Annotated in this window: 22 protein-coding genes and 2 pseudogenes; all 24 read left to right on the top strand. The window is 42.5% G+C overall.

The features are described 5' to 3' along the window. The first annotated feature begins 11 nt into the window (after positions 1–11). The 24 genes and pseudogenes from metK to BFM96_RS09645 all read left to right on the top strand — a co-directional run bounded on the left by metK (position 12) and on the right by BFM96_RS09645 (position 14,843). The gene (gene metK, locus BFM96_RS09755) at positions 12–1,049 is read left to right on the top strand and encodes a methionine adenosyltransferase (protein ID WP_068993599.1); all 1,038 of its coding nucleotides are present in this window, start codon (positions 12–14) and stop codon (positions 1,047–1,049) included. Between the two features lies 1 nt (position 1,050). Further along, positions 1,051–1,416 (top strand): HNH endonuclease, encoded by a 366-nt coding sequence (locus BFM96_RS09750; protein ID WP_068993595.1) that lies wholly within the window; start codon positions 1,051–1,053, stop codon positions 1,414–1,416. A 287-nt stretch (positions 1,417–1,703) separates the two neighbouring features. Beyond that, the gene (locus BFM96_RS09745) at positions 1,704–2,156 is read left to right on the top strand and encodes a hypothetical protein (RefSeq protein WP_068993593.1); all 453 of its coding nucleotides are present in this window, start codon (positions 1,704–1,706) and stop codon (positions 2,154–2,156) included. After that, a complete protein-coding gene (locus BFM96_RS09740) occupies positions 2,128–3,384 on the top strand; it encodes a site-specific DNA-methyltransferase (RefSeq protein ID WP_068993590.1) in 1,257 nt (418 codons plus the stop codon). Before BFM96_RS09745 ends, BFM96_RS09740 begins: the two co-directional genes overlap by 29 nt. Next, positions 3,381–4,633, top strand: a pseudogene (dcm, locus tag BFM96_RS09735) (DNA (cytosine-5-)-methyltransferase). The gene BFM96_RS09740 and the pseudogene dcm overlap by 4 nt, the downstream one beginning before the upstream one ends. A gap of 76 nt (positions 4,634–4,709) precedes the next feature. Then, entirely contained in the window at positions 4,710–4,991 is a 282-nt protein-coding gene (locus BFM96_RS09730; protein ID WP_068993587.1) for a hypothetical protein, read from the top strand. Positions 4,992–5,187: 196 nt separating this feature from the next. After that, on the top strand, positions 5,188–5,451 hold the full coding sequence (locus BFM96_RS09725) for a hypothetical protein (RefSeq protein ID WP_068993585.1): 264 nt from the start codon (positions 5,188–5,190) through the stop codon (positions 5,449–5,451). Beyond that, complete coding sequence (locus tag BFM96_RS09720; protein ID WP_068993581.1) at positions 5,451–5,654, top strand: DUF4314 domain-containing protein; 204 nt, start codon at positions 5,451–5,453, stop codon at positions 5,652–5,654. Before BFM96_RS09725 ends, BFM96_RS09720 begins: the two co-directional genes overlap by 1 nt. A 47-nt stretch (positions 5,655–5,701) precedes the next feature. Then, positions 5,702–6,175: a phage terminase small subunit P27 family gene (locus BFM96_RS09715; protein WP_068993578.1), complete on the top strand. Its 474-nt coding sequence runs from the start codon at positions 5,702–5,704 to the stop codon at positions 6,173–6,175. Then, on the top strand, positions 6,172–7,764 hold the full coding sequence (locus tag BFM96_RS09710; protein ID WP_068993575.1) for a terminase large subunit: 1,593 nt from the start codon (positions 6,172–6,174) through the stop codon (positions 7,762–7,764). Before BFM96_RS09715 ends, BFM96_RS09710 begins: the two co-directional genes overlap by 4 nt. A gap of 62 nt (positions 7,765–7,826) precedes the next feature. Further along, positions 7,827–8,108: a type II toxin-antitoxin system PemI/MazE family antitoxin gene (gene mazE, locus BFM96_RS09705; protein WP_068993572.1), complete on the top strand. Its 282-nt coding sequence runs from the start codon at positions 7,827–7,829 to the stop codon at positions 8,106–8,108. Then, positions 8,101–8,436, top strand: a complete 336-nt coding sequence (locus BFM96_RS09700) for a type II toxin-antitoxin system RelE/ParE family toxin (RefSeq protein ID WP_068993570.1) — start codon at positions 8,101–8,103, stop codon at positions 8,434–8,436. Before mazE ends, BFM96_RS09700 begins: the two co-directional genes overlap by 8 nt. A gap of 62 nt (positions 8,437–8,498) precedes the next feature. Beyond that, positions 8,499–8,621: pseudogene (locus BFM96_RS10980) on the top strand (terminase); the annotation flags it as partial. A gap of 66 nt (positions 8,622–8,687) precedes the next feature. After that, on the top strand, positions 8,688–8,981 hold the full coding sequence (gene relB, locus BFM96_RS09695; RefSeq protein WP_068993568.1) for a type II toxin-antitoxin system RelB/ParD family antitoxin: 294 nt from the start codon (positions 8,688–8,690) through the stop codon (positions 8,979–8,981). Beyond that, positions 8,974–9,312 carry a type II toxin-antitoxin system RelE/ParE family toxin gene (locus tag BFM96_RS09690; RefSeq protein ID WP_068993565.1) on the top strand — a complete coding sequence of 113 codons (339 nt, stop codon included), beginning with the start codon at positions 8,974–8,976 and terminating at the stop codon, positions 9,310–9,312. The genes relB and BFM96_RS09690 overlap by 8 nt, the downstream gene beginning before the upstream one ends. A 50-nt stretch (positions 9,313–9,362) precedes the next feature. Next, positions 9,363–10,640 carry a phage portal protein gene (locus BFM96_RS09685; RefSeq protein ID WP_068993563.1) on the top strand — a complete coding sequence of 426 codons (1,278 nt, stop codon included), beginning with the start codon at positions 9,363–9,365 and terminating at the stop codon, positions 10,638–10,640. After that, entirely contained in the window at positions 10,633–11,328 is a 696-nt protein-coding gene (locus BFM96_RS09680; protein WP_068993559.1) for a head maturation protease, ClpP-related, read from the top strand. Before BFM96_RS09685 ends, BFM96_RS09680 begins: the two co-directional genes overlap by 8 nt. Before the next feature lie 13 nt (positions 11,329–11,341). After that, a complete protein-coding gene (locus BFM96_RS09675) occupies positions 11,342–12,547 on the top strand; it encodes a phage major capsid protein (RefSeq protein WP_068993557.1) in 1,206 nt (401 codons plus the stop codon). 2 nt (positions 12,548–12,549) lie between these two features. Then, positions 12,550–12,807, top strand: coding sequence for a head-tail connector protein (locus BFM96_RS09670; RefSeq protein WP_068993555.1), 258 nt, complete (start codon positions 12,550–12,552; stop codon positions 12,805–12,807). Further along, entirely contained in the window at positions 12,807–13,145 is a 339-nt protein-coding gene (locus BFM96_RS09665) for a phage head closure protein (protein WP_068993552.1), read from the top strand. Before BFM96_RS09670 ends, BFM96_RS09665 begins: the two co-directional genes overlap by 1 nt. Next, positions 13,138–13,506 (top strand): HK97 gp10 family phage protein, encoded by a 369-nt coding sequence (locus tag BFM96_RS09660; protein ID WP_068993550.1) that lies wholly within the window; start codon positions 13,138–13,140, stop codon positions 13,504–13,506. Before BFM96_RS09665 ends, BFM96_RS09660 begins: the two co-directional genes overlap by 8 nt. Positions 13,507–13,513: 7 nt before the next feature. Further along, entirely contained in the window at positions 13,514–13,840 is a 327-nt protein-coding gene (locus tag BFM96_RS09655) for a hypothetical protein (RefSeq protein ID WP_068993548.1), read from the top strand. Positions 13,841–13,842: 2 nt separating this feature from the next. Beyond that, positions 13,843–14,412 (top strand): major tail protein, encoded by a 570-nt coding sequence (locus BFM96_RS09650; RefSeq protein ID WP_068993546.1) that lies wholly within the window; start codon positions 13,843–13,845, stop codon positions 14,410–14,412. Between the two features lie 11 nt (positions 14,413–14,423). Continuing rightward, positions 14,424–14,843: a hypothetical protein gene (locus BFM96_RS09645; RefSeq protein WP_068993543.1), complete on the top strand. Its 420-nt coding sequence runs from the start codon at positions 14,424–14,426 to the stop codon at positions 14,841–14,843. Positions 14,844–14,850: the final 7 nt, after the last annotated feature.

Here is a 14,850-nt window from a genome sequence, read left to right as displayed (position 1 = left end):
GTGGAGGAATTATGATTATTTCTAGTGAACAAGTGTCAGTTGGACACCCAGATAAAATCTGTGATCAGATTTCAGATGCCATTTTGATGGAGTGTCTCAAGTATGACAAATCAAGTCGAGTGGCAGTTGAAACCTTAATCAAGGATAACCAAGTTGTTGTGGCTGGAGAAGTATCAACCAAGCACTTCTTTAACCTCGAAGGGATCATCGAAAATGTTTTGGAACCTTACGGCATGACGGATGTTGTGGTAACTAATCTTCTTGGTATTCAAAGTCCGGATATTGCACAAGGTGTGAATAAGGGCGGTGCAGGAGACCAAGGGATTATGTTCGGTTATGCGACAGATGAAACACCTGAGTACCTGCCACTTCCTTATGTCTTAGCAACTCGAGTCCTTGAGAAACTGATGTCACTTGGTCACCCCTTACTTGGAAAGGATGCAAAAGCACAGGTATCCTACGACTATGAGAGGAAACGAATTGATACCTTCTTAGTTTCCATCCAACATGCAGAAACGGCAGACCTAGCCAAAGTGAAACGAATTGTGAGGGAAGCTATGATGGCAGTAGCTCTTCGTTACCGTCAGAATCTAGATTTCAAAGTTTTAGTCAATCCAACTGGTCGCTTTGTTCTTGGTGGTTCATTTGCGGATGCAGGAGTTACTGGACGTAAAATCGTAGCGGATACCTACGGTGGTTTCGCACATCATGGCGGAGGTGCTTTCTCTGGAAAAGACCCAAGCAAGGTTGACCGTTCTGCAGCATACATGGCACGAAAGATTGCTAAGGATATTGTTCGAGAAGGGTATACGAAACGATGTGAGGTACAATTAGCCTACGCCATTGGAGTTGCAGAACCTGTGTCGGTGTATGTAGAAACCTTTGGAACTAGTCGTTACACCGCAAAACAGCTGGAAGGAATGATTCGTGAGCGGTATGATTTAACACCACGAGGTATCATTAAGGAACTTCATCTCTTGGATGTAGACTACACCAAAATATCTTGTTTTGGTCATTTTACGAAAGCAAATCTTCCTTGGGAGAAGTAAAATGCCTAGAAGACCAAGCACACCTTGCAAACAAAATGGCTGTCCTAACTTAGTATCCTATGGTCAGAAGTATTGTGAGAACCATAAAGCAAACCTGAAGCTGGATGCTAAGTCAACCAAAGCGAAAGGTTACAATGCCCAGTGGAACAAAGCACGACTTCGTTACTTAAAAGTTCATCCACTCTGTGTTCAATGCAAAGCCAAAGGTCAACTGACCAAGGCTACTGTTGTTGACCATATCACACCCCATCGAGGTGACCAAGAACTCTTTTGGAATCGATCTAACTGGCAAGCACTTTGTAAGTCTTGTCATGATAGAAAGACCAAGACAACTGACCGATATGTGGAGTATACGTATCGATTTTAGTTTTGGAGTTTCGTTCCAAAAGTATCTCATTTTCACCCTATTGGGGGAGGGGGATGAAATCTCTAAAACCTTGGGAGACTAAGACCGACGCCCCCTCAAACGTGCAATTTCGCAAAATTCGTAAGGGGCATACTAAAATCATAAGAAAAGAGGCTTTAGCTATTGTGAGAATTGATTTTGGAGTGGGGTAAGTATCGTTCTATGATTTATATTTTAAGCTGTTTTTGAGGGTGAAAATGAATGAAAAATTAAGGAATAAACTATTTTTAGCATGTGGAGGCAAATAAATGAACGATAATCAGCGTAGAGAGATTTGGAAGTTGCGGAGTGATGGATTTGGATATGGTGCTATTGCCCAGATGCTAAATCTGTCTCTTGGTTCAGTTAAGCAATATTGTCGAAGACATCCTGAGTTAAAAGGCCTTGGCGAACTGGTTAAAGTTCAGCTAGATGAAGGTGAACGTCTTTACTGTAAAAATTGCATGCAAAAATTACAACATGTGCATCAAGGTAGACCTAAGAAATTCTGCTCAAACTATTGTCGCAAAACTTGGTGGAATACTCATTCTGAAGAACACGACAAAACTAAAACTGCATATGAAGAATTGACTTGCCAGAACTGCGGCAGGTTTTTATCTTATGCCAACCCAACAAGAAAGTATTGTAGCCACGAGTGCTACATTCACACACGCTTTTACAAAGGAGGACATCATGACAACTCAACCAAGCATGGAGATTAAGGAACTCCCTTTAAGTAACTTAAAGCCAGCCTCTTACAACCCTCGAAAGAAACTCAAAAAGGGTGATAAGGAATATGAGAAAATCAAGCAGTCTCTTCTCAGGTTTGGCTACGTTGACCCTATTATTGTCAATAAAGATATGACGGTCATCGGTGGTCATCAACGATTGACAGTTCTGAAAGACCTCGAGTATGAAACGGATAAGTGCGTTATTGTTTCACTTTCCAAGGAAGATGAGAAGGCACTCAACATCGCTTTAAATAAAATCACAGGCCAATGGGATGAGGAGCTTCTCGCTGACTTGCTTTTGGACTTGCAGGAGTCTGATTTCAATCTCGACCTGACTGGTTTTGAGCCACCAGAGATTGATGACATTCTCTCAAACGTCCATGATAAGGACTTGTCTGAAGATGATTTTAATGTGGAGGAGGAATTGAAGAAACCGACCTTTTCAAAACGAGGGGACATTTGGCAACTCGGTAAACATCGAGTGATTTGTGGTGATTCAACCAAGGCAGAAACTTACGATCAGCTGCTAGGTGATAAAAAAGCCAATCTCGTTGTGACAGATCCTCCCTATAATGTGGATGTGGAAGAAACGGCTGGAAAGATTCTCAACGATAATATGTCGGACGGTGATTTTTATCAGTTCCTTTACGACATGTTTACTCAAGTGGAAAACCACATGGAAGCTGATGCCTCTATCTATGTTTTCCATGCGGATACAGAAGGTCTTAACTTTAGAAAGGCTTTCAAGGAAGCTGGATTTTATTTGAGTGGGTGCTGCATTTGGAAGAAGAATTCACTTGTCCTCGGACGCAGTCCTTACCAATGGCAACACGAGCCCTGTCTCTTTGGTTGGCGACAAACAGGTAAACACCAATGGTTCAGCGACCGTAAGCAGACTACCATTTGGGAATACGACCGTCCTAAGTCCAGCAAAGACCATCCAACCATGAAGCCGATTCAACTTATGGCCTACCCAATTCAAAATTCATCTATGAGAGGGACTTTGGTCTTAGATCCATTCCTTGGTTCAGGCTCAACCCTCATGGCAGCTGATCAGACAGGACGTATCTGTTATGGAATTGAACTTGATGAGAAGTTTGTGGATGTGATTGTCAAACGCTACATGGAGTCAACAGGAAATAGTGATGTGACGGTAGTCCGTGAAGGTAAAACGCTAACCTATGATGAAGCTATCAAAGCAATGGAGGAAAGTTTATGACCTTAACTTTTCTTGATTTTTTCGCAGGAGTTGGTGGCTTTCGGCATGGCTTAGAACTAGCTGGTTTCAAATGCATCGGTTACTGTGAGAAGGATAAATTTGCACGAAAATCTTATGAAGCAATGTATGATACGAAAGGAGAGTGTTTTCATGACGATATCACCACTATTGACCCAACACAACTTCCAAAAGCAGATCTCTGGTGTGCGGGAAGCCCTTGTCAAAATGTGTCTATCGCAGGAAAGCGAGCAGGCTTACGAGCTGAGCGAAGTTTACATTTGTTCATCTCATCCAAAGCCAAAAGGAAGAAGCTAAACCCGAGTGGATACTCCTTGAAAATGTTAAGGGACTTTTATCAAGTGGCGGGGGACGAGATTATCTCGACTATCTCTCTATCTTGGATGAAGCAGGGTACGACCTTGAGTGGCAGGTGTTCAACTCAAAAGACTACGGAGTTCCCCAAAACCGAGAACGCATCTACACTCTCGGACATCTTAGAAGCAGAGGTCGACGACAAGTATTACCTCTCAGCGGAGAAAGCGGTAGCCATCTTAAGCAACTTGTAGGAGGCATGCAAAGCTACCGAGTCTATGACCCTAGTGGGATTGCGACAACCCTTGTTGGTGAGGGTGGCGGACTAGGAGCTAAGACAGGTCTTTATTTGATAGACCAATCGCTGACTGAGCCAAAGGTAACAGAGGAAGCTCGTTGTCTTACTGCACGCTATACGGCAGGAGCCACAAAACGAACAGCTATGAATTCTGGTGTACTAGAAATCCAACCTATCTTGACACCAGATAGAATGAAGAAGCGTCAAAATGGTAGACGACTTAAAAAACAGGATGAGCCTATGTTTACCTTAACCTCACAAGACCGTCATGGTGTGCTTGAAGGGATTAAAGTCAGAAATGGTACAAAGCAGGGCTACCAAGTCGCAGAAATTGGCGATTCCGTTGATTTATCCTATCCAAGCTCACCAACTAGACGAGCAAGGGTGGGAAAAGGTATCTCCCATAATCTTTCTTGTGGTGGGCAGATGGGAGCTGTGGTGTGGAATGGACGTGTGGTGAAAATCAGACGGTTAACCCCACGAGAGTGCTTTAGGCTTCAAGGTTTTACAGATGACCTTTTTGAAAAAGCACAAGCAGTCAACTCAGATGCTCAACTCTATAAACAGGCTGGAAATAGTGTAACCGTGACAGTTGTATATGCCATTGGAAAAGCGATTCTAGCGTCAAAAAAAGAGTGAACCATTCGCAAAAAAGACTGGATATAAGTTCTCTTCAGAGGTAAACTGTACACAAGAAAACAAAAGGAGAACCCAGATGTACGAAACAAGAGAACAAGCCTTTGAGGGAATTCAAATTGAAACAAAAGCAGTTATACGCTACTCAAAAGCCACACAAAAAGCTGCACGAGAAGGCAGACAAGGACACGCTTGGGCAATGGCAGACATCGCAAAGATGGCACTACAATGTATGCGACAAGCCCATGAAGAATTATGGGAGTTTTGTAAAGGTCAGCCAACACCAGAGGAAATGGAAAAACTTGTAGAGGCAGAAGAAGCAGAACAAACTTTCAAAAAGTCGGTGGCTTCTCTAGGATAAGAACGAAAGGGCGAGAGCCCTTTTTCTGATGAAATGAAGGTGATACCGTGGTAGTTAGATGGCGCAAATCAAAGCTGAATTATTTGAAAATCTTTTCAGTCAAACGATTCTAGCGTCAAAAAAAGTCAACGAATGACTGGATAAGTGTGGCAACTTACGGTAATATACAGCTACCAAAAGAAAAGGAGTCACAATAATGACAAGAGCTGAACTTAATGAGATTATTGATACCTGCTTTATTCACTTAATGGTGATGAAGCAGCACTATAGTAAGTCACGAGAATTTGCCTTAGATGTGATTGAACAGGAAAACCTTAATCAAATCAATGACTTACTAGATGATATTACAAGTGGAATTGAACGAGGTGGTTTTACGGAACTAGAAGCATGCTGTATCTACGACGATACGGAATTTTTGTGGAGCGAAGTTTCCAAAGAGTTTGAGAAAGTAGGGTATTGATGGTTTATCTTGAGAGTATTCAACATCAGTATCCAAAGGGGACAAGAGTTCGGTTAGTTCACATGGATGATCCTCACCCAGTCCCAGTAGGAACACTTGGAACGGTCACTGGTGTGGATGATATTGGTTCTCTTATTGTCACTTGGGATAATGGGCAGAGCTTGAATGTACTATATGGAATTGACAGAGTAGAAAAGATATAGAAGGTTTCAAGGGAAGCCTTTTTCTTGTGCCAAAAGGAGGTGAGAACGTGGCAGTTAGAGGGCGGAAACCAAAGCCGACCAATTTGAAAATACTTGAAGGAAATCCAGGCAAACGACCTCTACCTACCAAGGAGGTTAAACCCCAAAAGAAAGTCCCACGTTGCCCCCAGTGGCTTGAAGACGATGCCAAGAAGGAATGGAAACGGATGGGGAAAATCTTGGAACAGATGGGGTTGCTGACCGATATGGACATGACAGCCTTTGCAGGGTATTGCCAAGCCTATGCACGCTGGAAAGAAGCGGAAGAGTTTCTTTCAAAACACGGCTCGATCATCAAGACTCCGAACGGTTATCTCCAACAAGTGCCACAGGTTTCTATTAGCCAGACGAACCTCAAAATCATGCTTAAATTCTGTGAACAATTTGGTTTGACACCATCGGCACGAAACCGATTAGCGACGATGGATTCAGAAGTTGGTAATGGTGATGAAATGGAAGATTTGTTAGGAGGTATTTTATGAGCTATCATTATGAACCAAGTCCTTTTATGCTTCCAACCTCACATTACGATAAGGCAAAGGCAGATAGGGCAGTAACTTTTATCAATAACCTCTCCCACACCAAAGGCAAGTGGGCAGGACAGAAGTTTGATCTTCTGCCGTGGCAGGAACAGATTGTCCGTGACCTCTTTGGAATAGTGAAAGAAGATGGCAACCGTCAATTCTTAACAGCTTATATTGAGATTCCAAAGAAAAATGGCAAGAGTGAACTAGCAGCCGCTATCGCTCTTTATCTTCTTTATGCGGATAATGAAGCAAGTGCCGAAGTATATGGAGCGGCATGTGACCGAAATCAAGCCTCGATTGTCTTTGATGTCGCCAAACAAATGGTCTTGATGAGCCGACCACTTGAAAAGCGTTCCAAGATTATGGGGGCAACCAAGCGCATCGTCAACTATTCAAACGCTGGTTTTTACCAAGTCTTGTCTGCCGAGACTGGCACCAAGCACGGTCTCAATGTCTCTGGTCTTGTCTTTGATGAAATCCACGCCCAACCCAATCGCCATCTCTATGATGTCTTAACCAAGGGCTCTGGAGATGCTCGTGAACAACCGCTTTTTTTCATCATCACAACTGCAGGAACGGATAAAAACTCCATCTGTTATGAACTTCATACCAAGGCTCTGGATATTCTAAAAGGAAGAAAGAAGGACACGTCCTTTTATCCAGTGGTATACGACCTGTCTGATGAGGGCGATTGGAATGATGAAGCTAACTGGATGAAAGCCAATCCGTCTCTTGGGCATACCATTGGTCTTGACCGAGTGCGAGAAGCCTATAGGCAGGCACTTGACAATCCAGCTGAAGAGAATGTTTTTAAGCAACTCCGACTAAATATGTGGACAAGTTCAAGTGTAGCTTGGATTCCTGAACACGTTTATGATAAAGGAAATATCCCAATAGACTATGACTTCCTTAAAGGTCGTGACTGTTATGCGGGTCTTGACCTTTCAAGTACATCGGATATTACAGCCTTTGTCTTAGTCTTTCCACCACGCTATGAGAAGGAGAACTATATTATCTTACCTTTCTTTTGGTTGCCAGAAGATACTTTGGAGCTAAGATGTCGTCGTGACCATGTTTTATATGACGTTTGGGAGCGTCAAGGTTATCTCAAGACAACAGAAGGAAACGTTGTTCATTATGGCTTTATTGAGAAATTTATTGAGCAGCTCTCTGAGATCTATCACATCAAGGAAATTGCCTATGACCGTTGGAATGCGACTCAAATGGTGCAGAACTTAGAAGCTATGGGCTTAACGATGATTCCATTTGGACAAGGCTACAAGGACATGAGTCCACCGTCCAAAGAACTGTACAAACTGATGATGGAGGGGAAAGTCCAACATGGTGGTCATCCTGTTCTCAAATGGATGGCACAAAATGTCGTCATGCGACAAGACCCAGCTGGCAACATAAAGCCAGATAAGGAAAAGTCCATTGAGAAGATTGATGGGATTGTGGCACTCATTATGGGACTTGACCGCTGTATTCGCCATCAAGGTGACGGCGGAAGTGTCTACGATGAGCGGGGAATACTTAGTTTTTAGTTGCAATCATTCCCTAAAAGGTGTACACTATGTATACACGATATATGCGTTGGAGGAATATTATGACGGTAGTAAAAACAAGGCAAGTTGGCAATTCAATTAGCCTTACAATTCCAAAAGAGCTAGGGATTGAAATTGGCCAAGAATATACTGTTTATAAAGCTAGTGATGGTTCTTTATTGTTTAGTCCAAGTAATGAACTGTTGTTGGAGAAAGCAACGGATGATTTAATTCGTGAAAAGTTAATCTCTGAACTTGGGGCTAAAATAGATAAAAATCTTGCGGATATTCAAGCAGGCAACTATATGACATTGGATAAAATTGAGGAGAGTTTGCTTGGATAAGTATCTAGTCAAAGTACCTAATGATATTTTTGATCAAATAGAAAGTATTAGGGATTACATCAAAAATGTGCTTCTAAGTGAACAATCTGCGGAGAATACTGTAAAGGAACTGGTAAAAGGATTACGTAGTCTTGAAGTTTTTCCTGAAAGGGGTTTTGATGCGGATGCTAAAGTGAACACTCAAATATCCCAAAACGTTAAAACTAGAGGCATTTTAGTAGCCAACAATCGCTATATTATTTTTTATTCTATTGATGAAAAAGAAAAGGTGGTGAATGTTTCGCATTTGTTACCATCTAAGAGCGATTACGCAAAACTATTTTTATAGGTAGGGAGTGCGTTATGTTGGAAACCATTCTATCAGTTGATTTTGATTCAACATTTGTTTCAAAGGAAAAGTCCATTGAGAAGATTGATGGGATTGTGGCACTCATTATGGGACTTGACCGCTGTATTCGCCATCAAGGTGATGGAGGAAGTGTCTATGATGAGCGAGGAATTTTGAGTTTTTAGTTGAATTTGAAACATAAGCATGATAGAATGTATTTACAAAATATCTTTACAAAGAGGTGATTCACTATGGCAAGCACACAACCCGTTAACTTTAGAGCAGATTCAACTTTTTATCAACAGACAAAAGAAATATTAGCGGATGAAAAGCTAACCTTATCTGATGTGTTCAATGCAGCCCTTCGTAAAATTGCGACAGGTGCAGTTGACCCTAAAGAGTTTGTCTCCAGTGACACACAGGAAACGCAGTACCAAGTTGCCTTTGAGGATTTGAAAAAAGAGATTCTGCTTGGTCATCAAGAAATTGAGCAAGGTAAGCTGACTTCTTTAGCAGATGTGAGAAAGGAATTTGGTCTTGGATAATCATAAACGTTACCATGTTTCTCTTACGGATCAAGCGAAGAAAGATTTACGAGAGATATACGACTATATTGTACTCAATTTCTACAGTCAACAATCGGCAGATGGCAAACTAGACCTTATTTTAACGGCACTCGAAACATTGGAAACATTTCCAGAAGCTTGTCCATTAGTTTCTAGTCGAGGCTATGGTGAGTTGACAAATGATGGTAAACGCTATCGTTACATGCCAATTGAGAATTACTTGGCCTTTTACTACATTGAGAACCATGATGTCTACGTTGCTAGAATATTGAGTTCCAAGCAAAATTGGGCTAAATTATTTAATAAATGACGAGAGCACTTCACGAGGTGCTTTTTTCGTACCCAAAATGAGGAGGAACTATGGGAATACTTGATTTATTTGGACGAAAAAGGGCTAGAGATAAACCACAAAATAGCTATGAAGGTCAGGATTTCTCCTACCTATTTGGACGCACGACCAGTGGGGAGAACGTAGATGAGTTTAAGGCCATGCAGACGACGGCCGTTTATGCCTGTGTGCGAATTTTGGCTGAAGCAGTAGCTTCGTTACCTCTTCATGTTTATGAGAGAACCAAGACTGGAAAGGAGAAAAAGACTGTTCATCCCCTTTACTTTTTGCTTCATGATGAACCCAATCCTGAGATGTCCTCCTTTGTCTTTCGAGAAACAGTGATGACGCATCTCCTAATTTGGGGGAATGCCTATGTTCAAATTATCCGAGACAGAGGTGGCAATGTCATCAGCCTCTACCCACTTTTGCCAGATAAGATGTCAGTCCACCGTGATGATACAGGTAAACTTTATTACAAATACCAACGACAGACTGAAGAAAATCCAAACTTCACGGAGAAGGGAGCTGTCATTTTGAAATCGGAGGATGTGCTTCATGTCCCTGGTCTTGGCTTTGATGGCTTGATTGGCTATTCTCCAATCGCCCTTGCGAAAAATGCCATTGGGATGACCTTGGCTACGGAAAACTATGGAGCCTCCTTTTTCAAGAATGGGGCAAATCCAGGTGGTGTCTTAGAGCACCCAGGTATTTTAAAAGACCCCAAACGAGTCCGTGATTCGTGGAATGCGGTTTATAATGGGGTCACAAATGCTCATAAGGTGGCGGTCTTAGAGGAAGGAATGAAGTACACTCAAGTTGGGATACCACCAGAAGAGGCGCAGTTCTTACAAACACGAAAGTTTCAAATTAACGAAATCGCACGGCTCTATCGCATACCACCTCACATGGTGGGGGACTTGGAGAAGTCGTCTTTTTCAAATATCGAGCAACAATCCCTTGAATTTGTCAAATATACCTTAGACCCTTGGGTGGTTCGTCTGGAACAAGCCTTCAAGCGGTCTCTTTTTTTACCCGAAGAAAAGAAAACGTACTTTGTGAAGTTCAATGTGGATGGCCTTCTTCGTGGCGATTACCAAAGCCGCATGAATGGGTATGCGATTGCACGACAGAATGGCTGGCTCTCAACGAATGACATCCGTGAGCTGGAGGACTTAAACCTTATTTCAGATGAAGAAGGAGGAAATCTTTACTTGATTAACGGAAACATGACAAAATTAAAGGATGCGGGTGGTTTTATGAAACAATCCATCGAAACTAAACAAGGAGAGGAGGAAGAGAATGCGTAAATTTTGGAATTTTACAGATGAAGGGGATGTTCGCACCCTTCGGATTGAAGGGCAGATTGCGGACGAAACATGGTTTGGCGATGAAGTCACTCCACAACTCTTTAAGAATGATTTACAAGCAGGAACAGGTGATATCATCCTCTGGATCAACAGTCCAGGGGGTGATGTTTTTGCGGCTGCTCAAATTTATAACATGCTTATGGATTATAAGGACAATGTCCATGTCATCATTGATGGCTTAGCCGCAAGTGCTGCTAGTGTCATTGCCATGGCAGGAACAACCGTATCCATGAGTCCAGTTGCCATGATGATGATTCACAACCCTTGGACAGTCGCTCAAGGTGAAGCCAAGGATATGGCAAAAGTGATTGAGATGCTGGGTGAAATCAAAGAATCCATTATCAATGCTTATGAGCTGAAAACTGGACTGTCAAGGGCCAAGCTTTCTCATTTGATGGATTCAGAGTCTTGGTTCAATGCCAAAAAAGCTGTGGAGCTTGGCTTTGCGGATAAGGTGCTTTTTGATAACCATCAGGAACAGGAGTTAGAGTCTAAGAGCTATTCTTTCAGCCGCACTACAGCCCATCACGACTTACTAGTGAAGATGCAGGCAAAACTGGAAGCCCAACAACCAAAGAAAACAATCCCTCTCAATCAATTGGAAAAACGATTGAATTTATTGAAATAAAAGGAGAATACCGATGTCTACATTACTTGCATTAAAAGAAAAACGTAACCAAGCTTGGCAACAGGCTAAAACCTTCCTTGACTCAGTTCGTACAGAAGACGGTCTAGTGTCAGAAGAAGATTCCAAGCGTTATGATGAGATGGAAACTAAAATCAATCTCTACAATCAAGAAATTGCTCGCTTGGAACGTCAAGAAAAGATTGACCTTGAACTGGCTCAACCAACCTCACAGCTACTGACCACTCAACCAACCACTGTCTTGAAGGATAAGCTAGCAGAAGATGACAAGAAAGGTGTTGCATCTGACGTCTATGCCCAAACATTTTGGACAAGTGTCCGTAAACGGAATTTCTTAGATTTGAACAATGCCCTTCGTGTGGGGGAAGATACCGAAGGTGGTCATCTTGTCCCTGATGAATACGAGAAAAAACTGGTTCAAGGCTTACAAGAGGAGAATTTCTTTCGTAGCTTAGCGACGGTGATAAAAACGTCTAGTGGTGAGCGTAAGATTCCAGTGGTCACCGGTCATGGGTCTGCCTCATGGATGGATGAAAATGGTCTTTACCCAGAAACCGATGAAGTTTTTGGGCAGGTGACCCTTGATTCGCACAAGATTGGGACAGCCATCCGTATCTCTGAGGAGTTGTTGAACGACTCTGTCTTTGACCTTGAGTCCTATATGACAACTGAGTTTGCCCGTCGCATTGGGACAGAAGAAGAAAAGGCCTTTCTTATGGGGGATGGTTCGAAGAAACCAACAGGAATCTTTACGCAAACGGATGTAACAGGTCCAACAACTGCTACAAAAGACATCACTTTTGACGACATGATTGAGTTGTACCATGCTTTGCCAGCTCCATATCGGAAGAATGCGGTTTGGATTTTACATGATACAACGGTTAAAGCCATTCGTAAGCTCAAGGACAACAACGGCAACTACATCTGGCAGCCATCAACTCAAGCAGGACAACCCGATATGATTTTAAATCGTCCTTACTACACCTCTACTTTTGCGCCACTTCCTGAGGCAGGAAAGAAGGTCATTGCTTTTGGGGATTTTTCCTACTACTGGATTGCGGATCGACAAGGTCGTACTTTCAAGCGTCTCAATGAGCTTTACGCCAACAATGGTCAAATAGGCTTTCTTGCCAGTCAGCGTGTGGATGGAAAACTCGTTCTTCCAGAAGCGGTGAAAACACTCACTGTAAAGGCTAAATAGCTATGGTTAGTCTAGAAGAGGTAAAACTCTACCTCAAGGTAGAACATGATGAGGAAGATGACTTGCTTGAGCAGTTGATGGAAGCCAGTCACCAACTCTGTGAAGCGATTCTTCGTCAAACGAGTGATTCAGACGTTCTAAAGACGGCAGTCCTTTACGGGGTTGCCTATCTTTATGAACACCGTGAAGTTGCCAATCATAAGGAGTTGAAGGAAACTCTTTACCATCTTCTTTTGGCAGAGCGAAAGGATGTATTCTGATGAAGATTGCGCCATTACGAGAACGTCTAACCTTTCAAGTTCGACAGATTGTGCGAGATGAGATTGGCAATGAAAGCTCCAAATGGACAAGACTGTTTGAACGTTGGTGCTCAGTACGACCGCTTGCCTTGACAGAAAGTGATGGCAGTGCGTTCAAACTCATTCGCAACAAGGTTCAATTCACCCTTCGGTATGAAAAGAAGGTACTGGAGTTACATTCACTCACAACTCACATTCTATTCCGAGGTCAGACTTACTCCGTTGAGTCCATTGATGGAGATAGTAGCCCTCGGCAATTGATTTATATTGTGGCAACCAAGGAGGAAACCAATGACTAGGATAGGACTGGATGAATTAGGGACAATCATCGCAAATGAGTTGGAAGAATATGTCAACCATACTACTGATACCATGCGTGAGGTGGTTGAGGAAGTAACGAATGACGCGGTCGATACCTTAAAAGCAACTTCGCCCAAAAAGACTGGCAGATATGCCAGAGGCTGGAAGAGTAAGGAAACCATCAATACCAATACAGCTCTCGCCAAGACCATTCACAACCGAAGGCCAGGGCTAACGCATCTGTTGGAAGATGGACATGCCAAACAAAACGGTGGTCGGGTTGAAGGGCGAAAGCACATTGCACCAGTAGAGAAACAAGCGATTCAGTCTTTTGAAGAGAAACTGAGAAAGAAGCTGTGAGGTTCCTATGACTCTATTAGAATGTTATCAACTTTTAAAAACAACCACCCTTCCAGTAGCCTATCATCACTTTGAGGAAGGCCATAGTCCCAGTCCTCCCTTTATGGTCTATCTGGTGACGGATTCCGCAAACCTTGGGGCGGATAACTGGGCTTATCACAAAGAAGTCACTGTTCAGATTGAGCTGTATACCAGTAAGAAAGATTTAGGAACAGAAGAAAAGGTGGAAACAGTGTTTGATAGCCACCAACTTTATTTTGACAAGGTAGAGACCTATATTTCATCAGAAAAACTCTATCAAATTACCTATTACATTACACTAAATGGAGGATAGAAATGGCTGAAAAGAATAAAGTCACCTTTGGACTACAAGATGTCCATTGGGCAGAAGTAACGAATGAAGGAGCAGATGGTGCTCTTACCTATGGAACGGTTGAACGTTTGCGTGGTGCGGCAGAATTAACCCTTGAACCAACTGGAGACAAGAGTTCTTACAAGGCAGATAATATCAACTTTTATACCGCAGAATCAAACGATGGCTATGAGGGCACACTCAAGGTAGCTTTACTCTCGCAAGAGTTTCTGACTCGAGTGCTTGGAGAACAGTTGGATGCGACAACCAACACCATCTCAGAAGTCGCAAATGCCGAGAAGAAGAACTTTGCGTTGATGTTCCGATTTGAAGGAGACAAGAAAGAAACCTTACATGTTTTGTATTACTGTTATGCTTCACGCCCTGCACTTGGCTCAAAAACCAAGTCAGGTTCTGATATCAATGAGGTGGAGCTAAGTTTTACGGCCAGTCCACGCCCACTGGACAAGGTGGTGCGTCGTAGAACAACTGAAGAGACCAGTGATGAAGTCCGTCAAAATTGGTTCAAGACTGTCTTTGAACCTCATAAATAAGGGAGAAGAAGATGAGAACAAGTATCACAATTGATGAAAAAAATTACGAACTCGCCACCAATGCCTATACACCAATCGCCTACAAAGAACAGTTTGGCAAGGACTATTTCCAAGATTTATTCTCGATGGTCAATAGTCAAGCAATCCTCGCAAAACTTGACCAGTTGGAAGAAGGAGAAGATTTACAGGCACATCATATTGATGTTTCTATTTTGTCTGATTTTGACATGACCTTTTTTCATAGATTATTTTGGGTCTTTGCCAAGTCTGCCAATCCTCGCATTAAACCGTTTATGGATTTCTTTCTGGAGATGGAGGAATTTCCAGTACAAGAGGTAGCACCAGTTTTGATGGAGATGTTGAACCAAGGGATGATGACTCGAAAAAAGCAGATGAAACAGAAGCAGCGAGCGAGGAAGTCTTCACAGTAGAGAGTTA

Origin of the sequence: Streptococcus himalayensis, from assembly GCF_001708305.1 — a bacterium.
Taxonomy (GTDB): domain Bacteria; phylum Bacillota; class Bacilli; order Lactobacillales; family Streptococcaceae; genus Streptococcus; species Streptococcus himalayensis.
Note: the sequence above shows the minus strand (reverse complement) of the source record. Positions and strands in the feature narration are given on the sequence as shown.